This window comes from Urechidicola vernalis (assembly GCF_031846385.1).
In the GTDB taxonomy this organism is placed as follows: domain Bacteria; phylum Bacteroidota; class Bacteroidia; order Flavobacteriales; family Flavobacteriaceae; genus Urechidicola; species Urechidicola vernalis.
In genome coordinates, this window is sequence record NZ_JAVRHV010000001.1 from 903797 (window position 1) to 922799 (window position 19003).

Consider the following 19003-nt stretch of genomic DNA (forward strand, 5'->3'; position numbering starts at 1 on the left):
CCTATGCAATTATGGATTGAAAAACTACTGGAATTTAAAAAACAAAAGATTCCAGTAGCACTAGTAACTATTACCAAAATTAAAGGGTCTACGCCTTGTAAGGTAGGTGCAAGAATGTTAGTTACTCTAGACAAAACCATTCATGGCACAGTTGGCGGTGGTAAATTAGAATTTCAAATTATTGACAAAGCAGCGGAAGCAATTCAATCAAACGTTATACTTGAATTTTCATACACACTTGGCCCAGAATTTGAACAATGCTGTGGCGGAATAGTTGAATTAATTATTGAACCCATGAATTTAGAACCAAATTTATATCTATTCGGCGCTGGTCATATAGGTCAAGAAATTTGTAATATTTTAAAAGACACTCCTTTTAAAATTCATTTAATGGATACAAGAAAAGGATGGGAAAATGAGATAAACATTGGAGAACACGTCAACTATTCAAATCTTGACTTCGACTTGTACAAGTCTCATATTCAATGGGGCTCAAATTGCTATATGGTTATAATGACACATGACCACAAATTAGATTACGAAATTACCGCCTTGGCCCTAGATGAACAAACCAAATATATTGGTCTTATTGGAAGCAAAACAAAAAAGGTGAAATTTCATAATATGCTGAAAAATGAATTGGGTTTTGAAAACGGAATTGAACCGGTTAATTGCCCCGTTGGATTAGATATTGGCGGAATTACACCGAATGAAATTGCTATTAGTGTAGCAGCAGAATTATTGAAAGTCCATTATGGAAAATAACACTGTCGCTATTCTTCTTGCTGGAGGTAAGTCAGAACGAATGGGAGTTGCTAAAGGTTTATTGAAATATGGTAAAACCTTTTGGATTCTTGAACAAATCAACAGAATTGGAAAAAGCGGAATCCAAAAAGTTTATATTGGATTGGGCTATGATGCAGAACATTATTTCTGGGCTATCGATTGGTTTGAGCAAGCCACGAAGCAGTTTGTTCAATTTATGGGAGTCGCCGTAAAGGTTATTCTAAATCCGAGGCCAGAAATTGGCCCTTTTTCCACTTTGCAAACAGTTTTAAACTCAATTGATTTAAAAACAAACGTAATTTTGAATCCTATAGATGTTCCAATCTTAAACCAAAAAGAACTACCTCTTATCATTAGAGGTGAAAACCTCGTTACTATGCCATCTTACTTAGGTAAAAATGGACATCCAATAAAATTAAATTCCTCATTCTGGTATTCATTACTAAAACTAGATGTAGAAAGTAATTTGGCTCGACTGGATCTTCAAATCAAAAACTTACAATCACACCAAATTACTGTGATTCCTGTTAATGACAATTCAATTAAAAAAAACTTAAACACTCCTGCCGAGTGGAAACAATTTTTAAAGGATAGTTAAGTCAATTGTTGTATGTTTACAAAAAGTATACCTCGTCTTTAGAGATCACAGATAACTTTAAAAACCATTACCAAACTAACCAATGAATAACGAACATAAGATTCCTGCTACTGGGTTTAAAGGATTAAAAGAAAATTGGAGAAGCGACCTAACAGCAGCATTAAGTGTATCTTTAGTTGCCTTACCTCTGGCATTAGGCGTCGCTGTAGCATCTGGCGTTACTCCAATGGCCGGATTAATGTCTTCTATCATTGCAGGAGTTGTAACCACATTTTTTAGAGGAAGTAATTTAGCTATTAACGGTCCTGCTGCCGGCTTAATTGCCGCCATTTTAGGTGGACTTGCTGTTTTGGACGGCAATATCAATTATGTATTAGCTGCCATTGTTGTTTCCGGCGCAATTCAGGTGTTGTTTGGATTGTTAAAAATGGGGCGCTATGCAAAACTATTGCCATCATCCGTTTTACATGGAATATTAGCTGCAATAGGGGTCATTATTTTTGCGAAACAAATTCATTTTGCACTAGGCACAAAAACTGAGGCGGATACCATCATTAACATTTTAATAGATGCCGTTTCTAAAATACCTGAATTGAATCCATTTGTGTTCATTATTTCTTTATTAGGCGTATTGGTGCTCGTCTTTTATAAAAGAATAAACATCAAATTTATAAGAGTTATTCCCGCTCCTATGTGGGTATTAGTATTAGCACTTCCAATCGTCTTCGGCTTTGATTTCTTTCATGCACATGGAATTGAATTGTTTGGACACACGTACAATGTTAGTCCTGAATTGCTGATTAGCATTCCAGAAAATCCATTAGACAGCATCATGCATCCAGATTTTAGTAGAATCGGCACTTGGCCATTTTGGACTACCGTACTTTCAATTACTGCTATCGGAACTGTAATTACCATGGCAAGCGCAAGAGCCGTAGATAAATTAGACCCATACAAAAGAACCACAAACCTAAATAAAGATTTATTGGGTGTTGGATTAAGCACGATGGTTTCTGGAGCATTAGGAGGGTTGCCAATTATAAACGTAATCGTAAGAAGTACAGTAAACGTAAATAACAATGCAAAAACCAAATGGTCTAATTTTTATCATGGACTTTTCTTAATATTATTCGTGGTCCTATTAGCCCCAGTTTTAAGAAGTATTCCTTTAGCTGCTTTAGCTGCCATTTTGGTACATACCGGATTTAAATTAGCGTCTCCAAAAGTATTCAAAAGCACATATGACCAAGGTGTAGAACAATTATTGTTCTTATCTTCTACCCTAATCATCACATTATACACAAGTCTTTTATATGGAATTATTGGTGGAATTTTAATTACCTTAACACTACACATTTTATTGGCTAAAGTTGGATTCCGTAACTTTTTTAAAATGATTTACAATTCAGGATCTAAAGTGTATCAACTAGAAAACGGTACTTATGATGTAAAATTAAAAGGTGTTGCCAACTTTTTATATGCTTTAAGGCTAGATAAGTTATTAGAAGATATTCCAACTGGGTCAACCATTAAAATTGACATGTCCCAAACTAGATTGGTTGATTTATCGATCATGGAAAATTTGATTGAATTTAAACGTACTCATGATAATAATGGTGGTAATGTGCAATTAATGGGATTAGACAATCACACCTCTTCAACCAGCCATAATAGAGCTTTAAAAGTTGTTACAGGAAGACGTAAAAAACGAATTACCAAACGTCAGATTCGTTTACAAAAAATGGCAATTGCAAACCACTGGTCATTCCAAAGAGAAGTCGATTGGAATACATCCTATTTAAGAAATTTCGATTTCTTTAAATCCAGACCTATTGAAATGAAAAACAATTCATTACAAGGTATGGATACTGAAAATAATACACATTGGGAAATTGCAGACATCATATTTGACGAAGGTGCCATGTTAGCATTAGAAGTCTATCAAACAACCGTTCAAATAGTTCGTTTACCAGTTCGTATTCCAGACTTTATCATAGATAAAGAAGGACCTTTTGATAAGATTTTTGACAAAGTTAAAGTGCTTTCTGGAGGAAAAGGCGACATAGACTTTGTTAAATCGCCTGAATTCTCGAATAAGTTTTTATTAAGTGGATCAGACGAAGTAGCCATACGAAAATTCTTCTCACCAGAATTAATCAAGTTCTTAGAAGAAAATGAAATTCATCATATTGAAAGTAATGGTGAAGCTTTAATGATATTTAAATACTTACACATTGCCAGAACGGATGAAGTTCAAAATATGTTAGAGTTTTCTAATAACTTATTAAAGCATATGAGCTTGAAATAATGGGTTAAACTAAAGTTTACATGTATCAGAAACGAATTCCTTGGTATTTCTTATTACTGCTAATTTTAGCTGGTGAATCTGTTTTTATTTTGCCATTTGTTTTAGCACGTGTTTTTAGACCAACTGTTCTCGATGCCTTTGGATTGGATAATTTACAACTAGGCTATTGTTTTTCCACTTACGGAATAGTCGCGCTATTGTCGTATGTATTTGGGGGACCTTTAGCAGACAAATACCCACCGCGTAAGTTAATCGCAGTAGCACTTTGGATGACTGCCTTAGGTGGTTTGGTGTATGCAACTTTCCCTGATTACTTAACACTTAGAATTTTGTATGGATATTGGGGATTTACCACAATATTTTTGTTTTGGGCTCCAATGATTAAAGCCACTAGAGTTTGGGGAGGATCGAGTTCACAAGGAAAAGCATTTGGTTTTTTAGATGGAGGACGTGGTCTAGTAGGGGCATTATTTGGAGCCATGGGATTATTGATATTTTCCATTTTTATAAATTCACATCTATCCGAAATTTCTATTGAAGAAACAAAAACTGCATTTAAAAATGTTGTGATTACCTCAACAATAATTGTTGCATTTGTAGGTCTTTTGGTTTGGTTTTTTATGAAATTAGATAAGCAAATTGAGAAGGAAATTATTATAGAAAAAATCACTCTTTCTGAAATTAAAGAAGTTTTAAAATTGCCTTCAGTTCTACTTTTGATGGTAATCATATTATGTGCTTATGTCGGTTATAAAATTACAGATGTATTTTCTTTGTATGCCCAAGATGTAATGAAATACAACCAAGTAGAAGCCGCTAAAGTGGGCACTTTCCTTCTATTTGTTCGCCCTATTGTCGGAGTTGCTATTGGATTTTTAGCAGATCGTTCTCAAACAACTTATTGGCTTATAATTGGGTTTATCGTTGCCATAGCAGGCTCGCTATGCTTTGCATTAGGAATAATTTCTGATAGCACAACTTTATTATTTTTTATTTCTACTTTTATTGTTGCTATAGGTGTTTACGCCGCACGTTCGCTCTATTTTGCAGTAATGCAGAAAGGTCAAATTCCATTAGTTTTAACGGGAACTGCTGTTGGACTTATATCTATAATTGGCTATGCCCCAGATATTTTTGCAAGCCCTATGATGGGATACTTATTAGAAAATTCTCCAGGTGAACAAGGACATCAACATGTATTTTGGATGCTTATTTTCTTTTTTACAATTGGCCTAATAGCTGCATTGTATTATCATAAATTATACGGTAGAAAATGAAACTAATAAAGTTTATCTTTATTCAATTTTAACTTTTTTTATTTCATGCTCTTCAAAGACAGATATTAATTACAGTGAAGTAGTTTTAGATGAAATATTCTTGGAATTAATTGATGATATTTACATGGACATGAGAATATTAGAACCTATCCCTCCGTTTCAATTTGAAGGAATTTCGGATTCTATTCATCAATCCAACTTAAAAAATTATGATCAAATTTTAAAAGATTACAAATTAAGGGAATCAGCCATTGGAATAGACACTTCGCGAACAGTTCTTGTTATTCATGATTCAATTAAACTTCCGCATAAACCTAACCTCAAATATTTAAAAAATCATTTCTGCAGCTATCAGATTAAAACTGATTCCTTAATTCAATCAAGTGTTTATAAAATTGATTTAAATAAATTTAAAAGCGCCAAATTTAATTTTATGTCTAGTGCCAGTTTCCCACAAAATTCGGAAATATGGAATATAGAACATCCTTTTCATATTGGGGCTGCAATTTCATTTACTACAATTACATTTGATACTAATCGCAAATTTGGAGTTTTAGAAGGCGGAATAGTATATGGACGTTTGAATGGTCACGGATTTAGAATTTACATTAAAAAAGAAAACAACGATTGGATAATTGATTTTATAGAAGAAACTTGGATTTCATAAAAAAAGGAGCACTTCCGTGCTCCTTTTTTTATATCTTTTTTAATATCTATTTATCAAGCACATTATACTCTGCCAATCCCTTTGTAAAACGTTCAGGATCTTCTGCCAAATGATAACGCGGATCATCCACATCTTCAACAATGATCTCATTAAACTTAGCATCTGCCTTATATAATAAATCTTTACAATCTTGACTTAAATGTTTTAAATGTACCGTTTTCCCAACAGCCTCATATTTCTTAACTAAATTCAAAATCGCTTCAAATGCCGAGTGATCACTAACTCTAGACTCAACAAAATCAATTTCTACTTTTTCCGGGTCTCCTTTCACATCAAACTTTTCATTAAAAGCAGTAATTGAACCAAAGAATAATGGACCCCAAATTTCGTAGATTTTTGTACCGTCTTCTTTCATACGTTTTCTAGCTCTAATTTTCTTTGCATTTTCCCATGCAAATACCAAAGCAGAAATAATTACCCCAACAAATACCGCTATTGCCAAATCAAATAATACCGTAACAACAGAAACAATAATCAGCACAAAAGCATCAGACATTGGAATCTTTTTCAAAATTCTAAAACTAGACCATGCAAATGTTTCAATTACCATCATAAACATAACCCCAATCAATGCAGCGATTGGAACTTGTTCAATGTACTTGTCGGTAAATAAAATAAATGACAATAAGGTTACAGCCATTACAATACCTGAAAGTCTTCCTCTACCTCCTGCGTTAATATTAATAACTGTTTGTCCAATCATTCCACATCCTCCTGTTCCTCCGAACAGACCACTTACAACATTTCCAGCCCCCTGAGCAACACATTCTCTATTTCCATTACCTCTTGTTTCAGTCAATTCATCAACCAAATTCATTGTCATCAACGATTCAATTAAACCAACCGATGCTGCTAAAAATGCATAGGGTAAAATAAACATAAAGGTATCTAAGTTAATCGGTAAATTTTGCCACAATTCCTTATTTGGTGTTGGAAATTCACCTTTTAACCCTTCACCTCCACCTTCAATAATATATGAGCCAACAGTAGTTACATCCAATCCTCCAAATATCACAATTGCAGTAGTTACCAAAATTGCGGTTAACGCTGCAGGTATTTTCTTTGTTAGTTTTGGCAATAACCAAATTATAGCCATGGTTAATCCAACTAATCCCAGCATAAGATACAATTCGCTCCCTTGCATTGGAATATTTAAATAAGACTTAACGCCTTCTTCAGACACCGATAATTCTTTATGAGAGAACATTTTTACCTGAGCGATAAAAATCACAATTGCCAATCCATTAACAAACCCCATCATTACTGGGTGTGGAATCAACCTTACAAATTTTCCTAATTTTAATAGTCCTGCTCCAATTTGAAAACAACCCATTAAAATAACAGCACCGAGCAAATAATAATACCCCATATTATCAATGGGTGTATCCATGAGCATCCCTTTTTCATGCCCTTGAGCAATCATAGCAACAAAAATTACAGCAACAGCCCCAGCTGCACCAGAAATTAATCCTGGTCTACCACCAAAAATAGCCGTAATTAATCCAATAATAAAAGCACCTGAAAGCGCCACCAAAGGATCTATCTGCGCCACAAAAGCGAATGCTACTACTTCTGGAATCATTGCCAAAGACACCGTAATACCCGCAAAAGTATCATCTCTGAAACTCCAAGTTCTCTCTTTAATCGATTTAAACATAATTATTCACTTTCTAAAAAGCGGCAAAAATACAGTTTTTAGCCAAGTATAGACGAACTATTCTAATTAATTGAACAACAACTGAATGTTTCCGTACGTATTTTGCAATGCTTCCGCAATTTCATCTTTATTTTTAAAAACCACATCGGTTATTCCTTCTTCTTCTTGAGCAGTCAATTCACCATTGAATTTAGTTTTCATGGCATACCAATAGGTAATTTTTAACGTCTCTCTTCCATTTCTTTGAAAAACGTGATACGTTTTTGGAAGTTTCTCAATAATTTCAAGTCCAGATATACCACACTCCTCTTCTACCTCTCTTATCGCTGCCTCTTTTTTCTTTTCTCTCTTCTCAATTTTCCCCTTAGGTAAATCCCATTTATCGAATCTATAAATAAATAAAATTTCTCCTTTCTCATTGTTTACCTTACCTCCCGCCGCTTTTTCAATTTTAAAAAACCATTTAAACTCTTTCCATAATTCTTTCAAATCATTATGGTATAAATAAATAGACGAAACAGTTTTAGATTTTGCTAATTTCAGTAGGTTTTCTATGGTTATTTCGTCCTTGGAGTAAAAGTTATTTTTAGATGAAAAATCTATATTTTCAGTTAAATAAATTGGGATATCCTCAATAAAAATTGTGTACATTTGCAGCATGATTATGAACAAAGATACTGCAAAAAAAACTGCTGAAAGTTTATTGCAAATTAAAGCAATAAAACTGCAACCAAATGATCCCTTTACATGGGCATCAGGATGGAAATCACCAATATATTGTGACAATAGGACAACATTGTCGTTTCCAAAAATACGAACCTATTTACGTCAGGAATTGGCAAAAATAGTGTTGGATAAGTATGGAAAGCCTGATGTAATTGCTGGTGTTGCAACAGGTGCAATTGCCATTGGCGTTTTGGTTGCCGAAGAATTAGGAGTTCCATTTATTTATGTGAGACCAGAGGCAAAAAAACACGGACGTCAAAATCAGGTTGAGGGCTTTTTAGAAAGCGGCTCTAACGTTGTTGTAATCGAAGATTTAATCAGTACTGGTAAGAGTAGTTTAAATGCAGTAAAAGCACTTAAAAAAGAAAATGTAACCGTAAAAGGTATGATTGCCATTTTTACTTACGGTTTTGTTGTAGCCGATGAAAATTTTGAAAAAGCAAAAGTTGAATTAACCACATTAAGCAATTACGACGCTTTACTTGAACAAGCAAATGACACAAATTATATATCTGAAAAAGATTTAGATACTCTACAAGATTGGAGAACCAATCCTAGTGAGTGGAATCAATAATCAGCATAAAAGCATAAAAGCATAAATAATAATGAACTTAGAAACTCCAAAAATAACCGTATCAAAATCACAAGAAGAGTTATTCAATTTTGTAACGAACCTTGATAATTTTGAACAATTAATGCCGGAAAATAAAGAGAAATTTGAAGTAGATGGTGACTCTTTTATTTTCGCTCTGAAAGGAATGCCAGAAATTAGATTGGTATTAAAAGAAAAAAATGAATTTGACTCTGTAGTTTTAGGTGCTGCAAGCAGTAAATTATCTTTTACACTAACAACTAATATCCAATCAATTTCAGATAGTTCTTCTGAAGTTCAGTTAAAATTTCAAGGAGATTTTAACCCAATGATGGCAATGATGGTTAAAAAACCATTGCAAAAATTCATTGATACATTATCTGACAATATTAGCAAGCTTTAATTAGTTTCTCTACAAAATTCAAAGCGCACCAATTCGGTGCGCTTTTTTTGTATATTCGTTTTTTCCTCAAAACAAGTAACATGATTCAGTCCTACAAAAAGAAATATCAATTAGCCGATTCTTACGACGCCATTATAATTGGAACTGGAATGGGGAGTTTAACCACAGGCGCACTTTTAGCAAAAGAAGGAAAAAGAGTATTACTGCTAGAAAAACATTACACTGCCGGTGGCTTTACGCATGTATTTAAACGAAAGGGGTACGAATGGGATGTTGGTATTCATTATATAGGCGAAGTACAAAGACCAAATAGTCCTATTACAAAGATATTTGAATATATCTCCAACGGCAACTTAAAATGGGCCGATATGGGTGAAGTTTATGACAAAATCATTATAGGGGAAAAGGAGTATAATCTGGTAAAGGGAGTTGAAAATTTCAAAAACCAGTTAAAAGAATATTTTCCAAGTGAACAAAATGCAATTGATCAATATGTGGATCATATTTTCGCTGCTAATAAGGCCATGACTAAGTTTTATGCTGCCAAGGCTATTCCTGTTTTACTAGGTAAATTACTAGGGAATTTTATGCAGAAGGATTACTTGAAATATGCAGACAAAACTACCTATGAAGTCATTAGTTCCTTAACACAAAATGAAGACTTGATAAAGGTACTAACTGGGCAATACGGCGATTATGGATTGGCTCCTAAGAAAAGTAGTTTTGTTATGCACGCTGCCGTGGTAAAACATTATTTTTCAGGTGGAAGTTTTCCTATTGGAGGTTCCTCTCAAATTGTAGATACCATTGCTCCAGTAATCGCTCAAAATGGAGGAACTATACTTACAAATGCATCGGTAGAAGAAGTTATCATTAAAAACAATAAGGCGATTGGTGTAAAAATGGCTGATGGTAAAGAATTCTTTGCAAAAACTATTATTAGTGGTGCTGGCGTTATTAACACCTATAAAAAATTACTTCCAACAGCAATTGCCGAGAAACATAAATTACTGGACAAATTGCAAAAAGTAAATCCGTCTGTGGCTCATGTTAGTTTGTATATTGGATTAAACGGCTCACCTGAAGAATTAGAATTACCTAAAACAAATTTATGGGTGTATCCAGGACAGCATGATCATGATACTTGTGTTGAGAATTATTTAAATGACTTAGATAGTGAGTTCCCAGTTGTATATGTATCTTTCCCTTCTGCCAAAGACCCAGATTGGTCTAATAGATATCCTGGAAAAAGTACTATTGATATTATTACCCTCGTACCTTATGAATTATTTGAACCTTGGAAAGATTCTAAATGGATGAAAAGAGGTGAATCTTATGATGATTTAAAAGAATCTATTGCGCAACGATTATTTGAGGTTTTATTTAAACAATTGCCATATCTTAAAGATAAAATTGATTGTTATGAATTGTCATCGCCGTTGAGCACCTCTCACTTTGTAAATTATGACAAAGGTGAAATTTATGGGTTAGATCATACCCCAGAAAGGTTCCGTCAAAAATTCTTACAACCAAGAACACCTATTAAAGGATTGTATTTAACTGGTCAAGATATTGTAACCGCAGGGGTTGGCGGCGCACTTTTTGCTGGATTAATTACAGCATCTGCAATTACTGGAAAGAATTTTATGAAGAAAATTTACAAAACCTACTAATTATAATAATTAGCCCTAAATAAACTTTAATTCTTTAATTTCGAATTCTTCCCGCTCTTTAGATTCTAATTCTAATTGTAGTTTCCCAATTCTTGAAACCCCAATTATTTTCCCTTTAATTAAGTTCCCATTCAAATCTGCGTAATTTGAAATTTGATCAAACCTGTATAATTCATTTAAATATTCCGCATCAATTTCCGTTAGTTTTCTGTTTTCAAGAAAATACATGTGTGATTTAATTGAATCTACAATAGCAGCCAAAACAACATCAAGATCCCAATGCGAGCAACTCAAGTTTTTCATTGAAATTGCATTAATCTGTTTTGGAAATTGCTCCTGATTTACATTAAGTCCTATTCCAACAATTGAATGTGACACAATACCATTTTTCAGACCGTTTTCTATAAGAATTCCGGCAATTTTCTTGTCATCTGCCAATATGTCGTTTGGCCATTTAACCGTAATCTTATTTGGCAAAAATTTAACAAGAACTTGCTTTACTGCAAGTGATATTATTTTACTAATGTAAAATTGATCTTTAACAAATAAACTATCAAATTTAAGCAACACGCTAAAAGTAAGATTCTTACCCCCTTCAGAAAACCAAGAAGCATTGTATTGCCCTCGACCTTTTGTTTGTTCTTTTGCACAAACAACAGTGTAATTTTCAGCATCATTTTTTCGAATGTACTCCTTTAAAAAAGTATTAGTTGATTCGGTGGCATTAAGTTTGATTAAATGCATAAAAATATTATATTACAATCTTATTTATTAATATGGCATTAACCATAAAAATCAATAACTTTGTAGCAAAACTAAACATTTTTTAATGACTAAAAATAAAGTTAGTGCCGATCAATTAATAACGGTAATTATCAAAGGTATTGAAGAAGTAAAAGGAGAAGATATTCAACTATTTGATTTACGAGAAATTGACAATACAGTTACCGATTACTTCATAATTTGCACAGGAAACTCAAACACACAAGTCGGCGCTATTTCAGGTTCCATTCAAAAAATGGTAAGTAAAGAGTTACAAGACAAACCTTGGCATGTTGAAGGCGAAGCAAATGCCGAGTGGATTTTAATGGATTATGTAAATGTTGTCGTTCATGTTTTCCAAAAATCGGTTCGCGAGTTTTATGATATTGAAGGACTTTGGGGTGATGCCACGATCACAACAATTACTACAGCCTAATTAAAAAATTGAATTACATCCTATTTAACTTATATAGATGAGTAAGAAAAACGAAAAAAAAGACGCTAAAGAGCAAGGCAAATTACCAAAATTTAACTCCTATTGGGTTTATGCAATTATTTTTGCACTAATTTTAGGTTACCAATTAATGAGAGGCGTTAGTAACGTTTCTGATGATCTATCTAAGAACGATTTTAAGGTGATGCTTGCCGACAATGATATTGAAAAAATCACTATTGTAAATAAGGATGTTGCCCAAATAATATTGAAGCCAGAGGCACTTACTAAAGAAAAATACAAAGACATCGGAAAGCCTTCTTTGCTAAAAGACCCAGGTGCACCGCATTACACATATGATTTTGGAGATTTACAAAATTTCGAAAATGACTTAAATTCTAAAAGATCTGAATTAAACTTAGATTTTGACACTGCGAATAAAAGTCAAGGAGACTTAATGTCTCAGCTTATTGGTTGGTTACCACTTATTGTTTTGGTAGCAATTTGGATTTTCTTTATGAAAAGAATGTCTGGAGGTGCCGGCGGAGGTGCTGGAGGTCAAATTTTTAGTATTGGAAAATCGAAGGCAAAATTATTTGATAAAGATCAAAAAGTAAAAGCAACTTTTAAAGATGTTGCTGGTTTAGAAGGAGCAAAAGAAGAAGTACAAGAAATTGTAGATTTCCTGAAGAATCCAGAAAAGTACACCTCTTTAGGAGGGAAAATTCCAAAAGGAGCATTATTGGTAGGCCCTCCAGGAACAGGTAAAACGTTATTGGCAAAAGCAGTTGCTGGTGAAGCAGACGTACCGTTTTTCTCACTTTCCGGATCTGATTTTGTTGAAATGTTTGTGGGTGTTGGTGCATCTCGTGTAAGAGACTTGTTTAAGCAGGCTGCTCAAAAAGCTCCATCTATCATATTTATTGATGAAATTGATGCAATTGGAAGAGCACGTGGAAAAAGTAATATGACTGGTGGTAATGATGAACGTGAAAACACATTAAACCAATTACTAACAGAAATGGATGGTTTTGGAACCGATGTTAACGTTATCGTTATTGCTGCAACCAACCGTGCCGATGTTTTAGACAAAGCCTTAATGCGTGCTGGTAGATTTGACCGTCAAATTTATGTTGATTTACCAGATTTAAATGAGCGAAAAGAAATATTCAAAGTTCATATCAAACCATTAAAACTTGGTAAAGATGTTGATCTAGAGTTTTTAGCGCAACAAACTCCAGGGTTTTCTGGTGCTGATATTGCAAATATGTGTAATGAATCTGCATTGATTGCTGCTAGAAAAAGTAAAAAATCTGTCGGACACCAAGACTTTTTGGATGCTGTTGATAGAATTATTGGCGGATTGGAAAAAAAGAATAAAATCATTACTCCTGGCGAAAAAGAAACGATTGCTTATCACGAAGCTGGGCACGCAACTGCTAGTTGGTTCTTAGAGCATGCGGCACCTTTAGTTAAGGTTACAATAGTCCCAAGAGGGCAGTCATTAGGTGCTGCTTGGTATTTACCAGAAGAACGCATGATTGTTCGTACAGAGCAAATGTTAGATGAAATGTGTGCTACCCTAGCAGGTAGAGCTGCTGAAAAATTAATTTTCAATAAAATTTCTACAGGAGCTTTAAACGATTTAGAAAAAATCACACGTCAAGCTAGAGCAATGGTAACAGTTTATGGCTTAAACGAAAACTTAGGTAACATAACATATTACGATTCATCTGGTCAAAACGAATACGGTTTTACAAAACCATATAGTGAAGAAACTGCAAAGTTAATTGATAAGGAAATTTCGAAAATTATTGAAACTCAGTATGAGCGTGCAATTGCAATTTTAACTGAACATAAAGAACAGTTAGTAGAATTAGCTAAAATTTTATTGGAGAAAGAGGTGATTTTCAAAACCAATTTAGAAGAAATTTTTGGTAAACGCCCTTTTGAAAAAGAAGAAAAAGTTGCATTGGAATCAAAATCTAATAATGAGATAAAAGCTGAATCAACGATAGTAGATACTAAAGTTGAGGATAAAGAAATTGATGAAGAACCAGTTTCTGAAAACTAAAACACAATTATTTTTTAATGAGTTTTTTTAAAAAAATATTTAAAAAAAATAAGGCATTCTCTGAGGAAGAAATTAAAGAACAGAGAGTTACGCTTTCTTTAGATGATTCATTTGTACATAACTTCATTAAATTGGGCGGTAAATTTTTGTATTGCCTAAAAAATCAGGATGTAACAAATAACATTCAAAATATTTTAGAAGAAAACGATTGGGACACCATTTCAGTGAGAGATGCTGATCTAAACAAATATATCTCATCCGTAAAGGTTCATACTGATGATGGCTTTAATAAGAACATTCCTTTTTTCACTTCTTGTGAGTCACTTATTTCAGAAAATGGAAATATACTTTTTTGTGAACGCCAATTAAACGATAAAAAATTAGCAACCTTATCTAACGACTTTATTGTTTTTGCTACTACTAGTCAGATAGTTAAAAGTAAAGGAGAAAGTCTAACAGGTATAAAATTAAAATATAAAAAAAATATTCCTGGTAATATCAGTCCAATAAAAAACTATGGAGCTAAAATTAGCAACGATGATTTTATGAATTATGGCACTACTAATTCAAAAAACTTATATTTGTTGCTATTAGAAGATCTTTAAGGAATGAACAACTTTACCAAACGAATTTTATCTGGAATAGTATATGTAGCTGTTTTAATATTCTCAATACTATTTCATAAAATCTCTTTCTTAGTACTCTTTTTTATAGTGATGCTGTTTTGTTTGTATGAATTTTTAAAAATGATACAATTAAAAAGTGTTTTCCCTTATTTAATAGGAATTTCGGCGTTTATTTTTGGTAACATTCTTAACGTTGAAGATGTGCCTTCTAAAATGATTCTAAGATATGCAGGTGTAGCCCTGTTCCTTACTATTTTCTCTTCATTTGTTTGGATTCTATTTGCCAAGAAGGAAGAAATTGTAAATCATTTAGGTAAAATATTTTTATCTGTTATCTATATAGTAATCCCGTTTATATTAATTGCACAGATTCCATTTCTTAATAATGACCCACAATATGCTAGCAATGCAATTTTAGGCGTATTTCTATTAATTTGGTGCAATGATACCTTTGCCTATTTGGTGGGGAAAAATTTTGGAAAAGTAAAGCTTCTAAAACATATTTCTCCTAACAAAACCGTAGAAGGGTTTATTGGAGGACTTGTGGCATGTCTTATTGGTGGCTTTATAATTGCTCAATACTTTACAGAACTAACTACCATTCAGTGGGTTGTAATATCATTATTGGTTAGCACATTTGGTGTTCTTGGTGACTTAATTGAATCTATGTTTAAGAGGCAAGCAGGTATAAAAGACAGTAGTAATCTTATTCCGGGGCATGGTGGTTTTCTAGATCGGTTCGATAGTGTTATCTTTGCAGCACCTTTTATTTTTATTTATTTACAATTTATTTAATATGTTTCACAAAGAAGGGTTTAAAATTATAAGTATTGCTACAGTAATTCTTTTAATTGCAATATTAAGTATTGATTCTTTAATCGATATAGCATGGCTTGCCATGTCAATTCAATCCGTTTTTATCATTTTATATATATTGGTTTTACAATTCTTCAGAAATCCTGCTAGAAATACTGTTGTAAATGATGCAAATGTCATTGCCCCTGTAGACGGTAAAGTCGTTGTTATTGAAGAAGTTGAAGAAACTGAATTTTTTAAGGATAAAAGATTGCAAGTATCTATCTTTATGTCTCCGTTAAATGTACATGTTACAAGATACCCAATTAGCGGCTCAGTTAAATACAGTAAATACCATCCAGGTAAATATTTGGTTGCGTGGCACCCAAAGGCTTCAACTGAAAATGAACGCACAACAATAGTAGTCGAGAATGAAACTTTCGGACCTGTACTTTATCGACAAATTGCAGGTGCCGTAGCTAAAAGAATTGTAAATTATGCTGTTGAAGATACTAATGTAACCCAAGGTACAGACGCCGGATTTATTAAATTCGGTTCAAGAGTAGATTTATTTTTACCATTAGGAACAAAAATTAATGTTTCTTTAAATGATAAGGTAAAGGGTGGAGTACAAATAGTTGCATCCGTTTAACAAATAGCGGAGGAATAAACATATGAAAAAGGATCTTAACTCTAGGTTTAATGATGCCTATCAACAGGCATCGAACACTTCGGAAAAACTTCCGCAGGATGTGATGTTGCAATTTTATGCCTACTATAAACAAGCTACTAGAGGAAACAACTATGAACAACCATCTGGAAATATTGAATTGCGAAATGCTTTTAAAATAAATGCTTGGTTTCAACTAAACCATCTTACTGAAGATGAAGCCAAATTAGAATATATTAAACTTGTCAAAAAATATTTAAAATGAAAAAAAACATTCTATCACTAACCATTTTATTTGTATTACTTATTTCTGTTTCTTGTAAAAAAGAGGTTAAATCAGAAAACAATAAAACATCGGAATTTTCATATACATTGGATTCTAAGTCTGCAAAAATTGGTTGGACAGCCTATAAAACAACAGAAAAATTAGCCGTAAAAGGAGAGTTTAAAGATTTAAACCTTAAAATAGGAAAGGATGCCTCAAACGCTGCTGAACTGATCAATAGTACAGAATTTAATATTCCTGTTAGTAGCATCTTTACAAATAACGATGATAGAGATTCTAAATTGAAGCAATTCTTTTTTGGTGCTATGAAAAACACAACGGCATTAACGGGGAAACTAAATATTAATGAGGACAAAACAGGGACCTTAACTGTTACTATGAACGGCGTTTCAAATGAAGTTCCTATTACCTATACTCTAGAGAATAATGTATTTATTCTAACCGGTACAATGGACTTAAATAATTGGGATGGTCAAGAAGCAATTGCGAGTATTAACAAGGCTTGTTTTGACTTACATAAAGGTGCCGATGGCGTTAGTAAAACATGGAATGATGTTCAGATTGATGCAAGCATAAACCTAGTTAAAAAGTAAATTACACTTGATTTATAAGAATAAAAAACGCTCCAGATGGAGCGTTTTTTTTATTCGTAATATATCCTTATCAATATTTTTTAATAATCTAACTGAGACAAATAAGTCAATTTCAGTTTAAATCCGGCCAACTTCTTTTCAATTAAGGCAATATTCTTTTGCACATTCTTTAACAATGGGTTGTCAGATTTTGCATTTGCAAAGAAATTGATATTATTTTCAAGCTGTTGTTTCTCACGTATCAACTCGTCAATTTTCTTTCTTAAATACAACTGTTCTCCATCTAATTTTCTAAAATTATTCTGCGCTAAAAAGCCCTCAATCTGGTTCTTAAAACGCATCATTTCCAACTCGTTAGGATCAATTGATAATTGTCCAAAAACTTTATCAATTAATTTAGAAAACTTTGATTCTACATGTCGCATACTATAAGGTACCTTTCCTAGAGAATGCCATTCTTTGATCAGTTCTTTTAGCGCCTCAATTTCAACTTTCTCAATATCTTGAGTTTGTGTTTTTATCAACTCTAATAAGGCTTTTTTCTTATTTAGAATTTCTTGTTCTTCTTTGCTCCCTTCATTTTTGTATTCATGAAAACGATCAAAATAGTGGTTACAAGCATTTCTAAATTGATTCCATATTTTATCAGAATACTTTCTTGGAACATGCCCTATTTTTTTCCATTCAAACTGAATTTTCTTCATTAATTCAGTTGTCTCCTCCCAATTCTCGCTGTCTTTGGCAGCCTCGGCTCGTTCAATTAATTTTAGTTTTTTATCTAAATTTTGTTGTTGCTCACCTTTTATATTCTTGTAAAAGTTATTCTTTTCTTTATTAAACTTTTTTGTTGCTCCTTTAAACTTATCCCATATTTTATCACTTTCTGATTTAGGAACACGTCCAATTTTAAAGAATTGATCTCTTAAACTTTCAATTTTCTTTATACTCCCTTGCCAATCGTTGTGAGAATTATTTTTAGAAGTATCTACTTCTTCAATTTGTTTAATTACAATAAGTTTTTTTTCGATATTTTCTTCGTACTTCCCTTTTAAACCTCTGAAATAATCATGTCGCTTATCATGAATTTTCTTTGTTGCAGCACTAAACTTACCCCAAACCTCTTCTCTAATATCTCTTGCTACTGGACCAATGTCCTCTTTCCACATTTTATGAATTACCTGTAATTGCTTAAAGGCTGCATTTACGTCTGGCATTTCTGCCAATTCCTCCACCTTTTTTACAAGTTTTAGTTTTTCATCTAAATTATGCTGAAAATCAAGATCCCTAAAATCATTACTTAAATGTAATAAGTCATAAAAACGCTCTACATGATGATGATAAGTTCTCCAAGTGTCATTATACTTTTCTCTTGCAACGGGACCGATTCGTTTCCAACGTTCCTGCAACCCTTTAAATTGAGTGTACATTGTTTTAGAATCTCCATTCTTAATCAAATCTTTTAATTGCTCTATAACGCTTAAACGCAGATCTAGATTTCCACTTAATTCGGTCTCAAGATTCTTATAATACTTATCTCGTTTTTCCTTGAAATCCTTTACCAAAGTATTATAGCTGGTCTTTAAAGGATTAGAATATTTAAAATCTATACTTTCTCCACCCTCCGCTAAAAATTGTGCTTTCTTTTCTGCAAGTATTTTAGAGAACTTAGAATTAAACACATTTTTAATACTATTTACCTGCTTGTTTATCTTTTGAACCTCATTGTTATTAATAATTTTCTCCAATTCAACCACGAGTTCCTCCAACTCCATAGTCTCATAGTTCACCTCTTCCTCTTCATTTTGTTCCTCTTCCTTTTCCGAAGTTTCTGCTATCTGATCATCTATTTCATTTACAACTTGTTCTTCTGTCATATCAGAAGAAGCATTGTCATTCTTATTTTCCGGTTTATTATTTTCAGATTCAGAATTGATTTCTTCTGATTCATTGGGAAGGTTTTCATTTGTAGCGTCTAACATTTTCTATAATGTTTAAAGGTCCATAATAAGTCAGGAAT

At 33.0% G+C, this 19003-nt stretch carries 19 protein-coding genes; 15 read left to right on the plus strand and 4 right to left on the minus strand.

Annotation, left to right across the window (positions count from 1 at the left end; translation table 11 throughout):
- Nucleotides 1–3 precede the first annotated feature (3 nt).
- From xdhC to RM519_RS04045, 5 genes are all read left to right on the plus strand, one after another.
- Entirely contained in the window at nucleotides 4–765 is a 762-nt protein-coding gene (xdhC, locus tag RM519_RS04025) for a xanthine dehydrogenase accessory protein XdhC (protein ID WP_311592267.1), read from the plus strand.
- A complete protein-coding gene (locus RM519_RS04030) occupies nucleotides 755–1384 on the plus strand; it encodes a nucleotidyltransferase family protein (protein ID WP_311592268.1) in 630 nt (209 codons plus the stop codon). The genes xdhC and RM519_RS04030 overlap by 11 nt, the downstream gene beginning before the upstream one ends.
- An 82-nt stretch (nucleotides 1385–1466) precedes the next feature.
- Nucleotides 1467–3692 carry a SulP family inorganic anion transporter gene (locus tag RM519_RS04035; protein ID WP_311592269.1) on the plus strand — a complete coding sequence of 742 codons (2226 nt, stop codon included), beginning with the start codon at nucleotides 1467–1469 and terminating at the stop codon, nucleotides 3690–3692.
- Nucleotides 3693–3712: 20 nt separating this feature from the next.
- Nucleotides 3713–4969: an MFS transporter gene (locus RM519_RS04040; RefSeq protein ID WP_311592271.1), complete on the plus strand. Its 1257-nt coding sequence runs from the start codon at nucleotides 3713–3715 to the stop codon at nucleotides 4967–4969.
- A 100-nt stretch (nucleotides 4970–5069) separates the two neighbouring features.
- Complete coding sequence (locus tag RM519_RS04045) at nucleotides 5070–5636, plus strand: hypothetical protein (RefSeq protein ID WP_311592272.1); 567 nt, start codon at nucleotides 5070–5072, stop codon at nucleotides 5634–5636.
- A 46-nt stretch (nucleotides 5637–5682) separates the two neighbouring features.
- Here RM519_RS04045 and RM519_RS04050 read toward each other — a convergent pair whose 3' ends face one another.
- Both RM519_RS04050 and RM519_RS04055 read right to left on the minus strand, forming a co-directional pair.
- Nucleotides 5683–7353 carry a SulP family inorganic anion transporter gene (locus tag RM519_RS04050; protein WP_311592274.1) on the minus strand — a complete coding sequence of 557 codons (1671 nt, stop codon included), beginning with the start codon at nucleotides 7351–7353 and terminating at the stop codon, nucleotides 5683–5685.
- Between the two features lie 66 nt (nucleotides 7354–7419).
- Nucleotides 7420–8004, minus strand: a complete 585-nt coding sequence (locus RM519_RS04055; RefSeq protein ID WP_311592275.1) for an NUDIX hydrolase — start codon at nucleotides 8002–8004, stop codon at nucleotides 7420–7422.
- A 7-nt stretch (nucleotides 8005–8011) separates the two neighbouring features.
- Here RM519_RS04055 and pyrE point away from each other — a divergent pair, with 7 nt between their 5' ends.
- From pyrE to RM519_RS04070, 3 genes are all read left to right on the plus strand, one after another.
- On the plus strand, nucleotides 8012–8653 hold the full coding sequence (gene pyrE / locus RM519_RS04060; protein ID WP_311592276.1) for an orotate phosphoribosyltransferase: 642 nt from the start codon (nucleotides 8012–8014) through the stop codon (nucleotides 8651–8653).
- Nucleotides 8654–8684: 31 nt separating this feature from the next.
- The gene (locus tag RM519_RS04065; protein ID WP_311592277.1) at nucleotides 8685–9074 is read left to right on the plus strand and encodes an SRPBCC family protein; all 390 of its coding nucleotides are present in this window, start codon (nucleotides 8685–8687) and stop codon (nucleotides 9072–9074) included.
- An 80-nt stretch (nucleotides 9075–9154) separates the two neighbouring features.
- Nucleotides 9155–10747 carry a phytoene desaturase family protein gene (locus RM519_RS04070; protein ID WP_311592279.1) on the plus strand — a complete coding sequence of 531 codons (1593 nt, stop codon included), beginning with the start codon at nucleotides 9155–9157 and terminating at the stop codon, nucleotides 10745–10747.
- A gap of 15 nt (nucleotides 10748–10762) precedes the next feature.
- Here the strand turns inward: RM519_RS04070 and RM519_RS04075 are convergent, their stop codons facing one another.
- Nucleotides 10763–11491, minus strand: a complete 729-nt coding sequence (locus RM519_RS04075; RefSeq protein WP_311592280.1) for a biotin--[acetyl-CoA-carboxylase] ligase — start codon at nucleotides 11489–11491, stop codon at nucleotides 10763–10765.
- Nucleotides 11492–11576: 85 nt separating this feature from the next.
- Between RM519_RS04075 and rsfS the strand changes: the two genes are divergently transcribed.
- Genes rsfS through RM519_RS04110 form a run of 7 tightly spaced genes read left to right on the plus strand, consistent with a single transcriptional unit; the run spans nucleotide 11577 to nucleotide 16986 of the window.
- Complete coding sequence (gene rsfS / locus RM519_RS04080) at nucleotides 11577–11945, plus strand: ribosome silencing factor (protein ID WP_311592281.1); 369 nt, start codon at nucleotides 11577–11579, stop codon at nucleotides 11943–11945.
- A 37-nt stretch (nucleotides 11946–11982) separates the two neighbouring features.
- On the plus strand, nucleotides 11983–14016 hold the full coding sequence (gene ftsH, locus RM519_RS04085; RefSeq protein WP_311592282.1) for an ATP-dependent zinc metalloprotease FtsH: 2034 nt from the start codon (nucleotides 11983–11985) through the stop codon (nucleotides 14014–14016).
- A gap of 17 nt (nucleotides 14017–14033) precedes the next feature.
- Nucleotides 14034–14621, plus strand: a complete 588-nt coding sequence (locus tag RM519_RS04090) for an LUD domain-containing protein (protein ID WP_311592283.1) — start codon at nucleotides 14034–14036, stop codon at nucleotides 14619–14621.
- A gap of 3 nt (nucleotides 14622–14624) precedes the next feature.
- Nucleotides 14625–15437 carry a phosphatidate cytidylyltransferase gene (locus RM519_RS04095; RefSeq protein ID WP_311592284.1) on the plus strand — a complete coding sequence of 271 codons (813 nt, stop codon included), beginning with the start codon at nucleotides 14625–14627 and terminating at the stop codon, nucleotides 15435–15437.
- Between the two features lies 1 nt (nucleotide 15438).
- A complete protein-coding gene (locus RM519_RS04100) occupies nucleotides 15439–16089 on the plus strand; it encodes a phosphatidylserine decarboxylase family protein (RefSeq protein ID WP_311592285.1) in 651 nt (216 codons plus the stop codon).
- A gap of 22 nt (nucleotides 16090–16111) precedes the next feature.
- Nucleotides 16112–16372, plus strand: coding sequence for an acyl-CoA-binding protein (locus RM519_RS04105; RefSeq protein WP_311592287.1), 261 nt, complete (start codon nucleotides 16112–16114; stop codon nucleotides 16370–16372).
- Complete coding sequence (locus RM519_RS04110; RefSeq protein ID WP_311592288.1) at nucleotides 16369–16986, plus strand: YceI family protein; 618 nt, start codon at nucleotides 16369–16371, stop codon at nucleotides 16984–16986. The genes RM519_RS04105 and RM519_RS04110 overlap by 4 nt, the downstream gene beginning before the upstream one ends.
- An 80-nt stretch (nucleotides 16987–17066) precedes the next feature.
- On the opposite strand, the gene RM519_RS04115 is transcribed toward RM519_RS04110, so the two are convergent.
- Entirely contained in the window at nucleotides 17067–18965 is a 1899-nt protein-coding gene (locus tag RM519_RS04115) for a DUF349 domain-containing protein (RefSeq protein WP_311592289.1), read from the minus strand.
- Nucleotides 18966–19003 lie beyond the last annotated feature (38 nt).

Bases quoted from the DNA above. Each gene is read 5' to 3' on its own strand.
- RM519_RS04090 (WP_311592283.1), top strand. From the start codon at position 14,034: ATGAGTTTTTTTAAAAAAATATTTAAAAAAAATAAGGCATTCTCTGAG.
- RM519_RS04075 (WP_311592280.1), bottom strand. From the start codon at position 11,491: ATGCATTTAATCAAACTTAATGCCACCGAATCAACTAATACTTTTTTA.
- RM519_RS04100 (WP_311592285.1), top strand. From the start codon at position 15,439: ATGTTTCACAAAGAAGGGTTTAAAATTATAAGTATTGCTACAGTAATT.
- RM519_RS04065 (WP_311592277.1), top strand. From the start codon at position 8,685: ATGAACTTAGAAACTCCAAAAATAACCGTATCAAAATCACAAGAAGAG.
- RM519_RS04040 (WP_311592271.1), top strand. From the start codon at position 3,713: ATGTATCAGAAACGAATTCCTTGGTATTTCTTATTACTGCTAATTTTA.
- RM519_RS04105 (WP_311592287.1), top strand. From the start codon at position 16,112: ATGAAAAAGGATCTTAACTCTAGGTTTAATGATGCCTATCAACAGGCA.
- RM519_RS04095 (WP_311592284.1), top strand. From the start codon at position 14,625: ATGAACAACTTTACCAAACGAATTTTATCTGGAATAGTATATGTAGCT.
- RM519_RS04035 (WP_311592269.1), top strand. From the start codon at position 1,467: ATGAATAACGAACATAAGATTCCTGCTACTGGGTTTAAAGGATTAAAA.
- RM519_RS04055 (WP_311592275.1), bottom strand. From the start codon at position 8,004: ATGTACACAATTTTTATTGAGGATATCCCAATTTATTTAACTGAAAAT.
- RM519_RS04070 (WP_311592279.1), top strand. From the start codon at position 9,155: ATGATTCAGTCCTACAAAAAGAAATATCAATTAGCCGATTCTTACGAC.
- ftsH (WP_311592282.1), top strand. From the start codon at position 11,983: ATGAGTAAGAAAAACGAAAAAAAAGACGCTAAAGAGCAAGGCAAATTA.
- RM519_RS04030 (WP_311592268.1), top strand. From the start codon at position 755: ATGGAAAATAACACTGTCGCTATTCTTCTTGCTGGAGGTAAGTCAGAA.
- RM519_RS04050 (WP_311592274.1), bottom strand. From the start codon at position 7,353: ATGTTTAAATCGATTAAAGAGAGAACTTGGAGTTTCAGAGATGATACT.
- pyrE (WP_311592276.1), top strand. From the start codon at position 8,012: ATGATTATGAACAAAGATACTGCAAAAAAAACTGCTGAAAGTTTATTG.
- RM519_RS04115 (WP_311592289.1), bottom strand. From the start codon at position 18,965: ATGTTAGACGCTACAAATGAAAACCTTCCCAATGAATCAGAAGAAATC.
- RM519_RS04110 (WP_311592288.1), top strand. From the start codon at position 16,369: ATGAAAAAAAACATTCTATCACTAACCATTTTATTTGTATTACTTATT.
- xdhC (WP_311592267.1), top strand. From the start codon at position 4: ATGCAATTATGGATTGAAAAACTACTGGAATTTAAAAAACAAAAGATT.
- rsfS (WP_311592281.1), top strand. From the start codon at position 11,577: ATGACTAAAAATAAAGTTAGTGCCGATCAATTAATAACGGTAATTATC.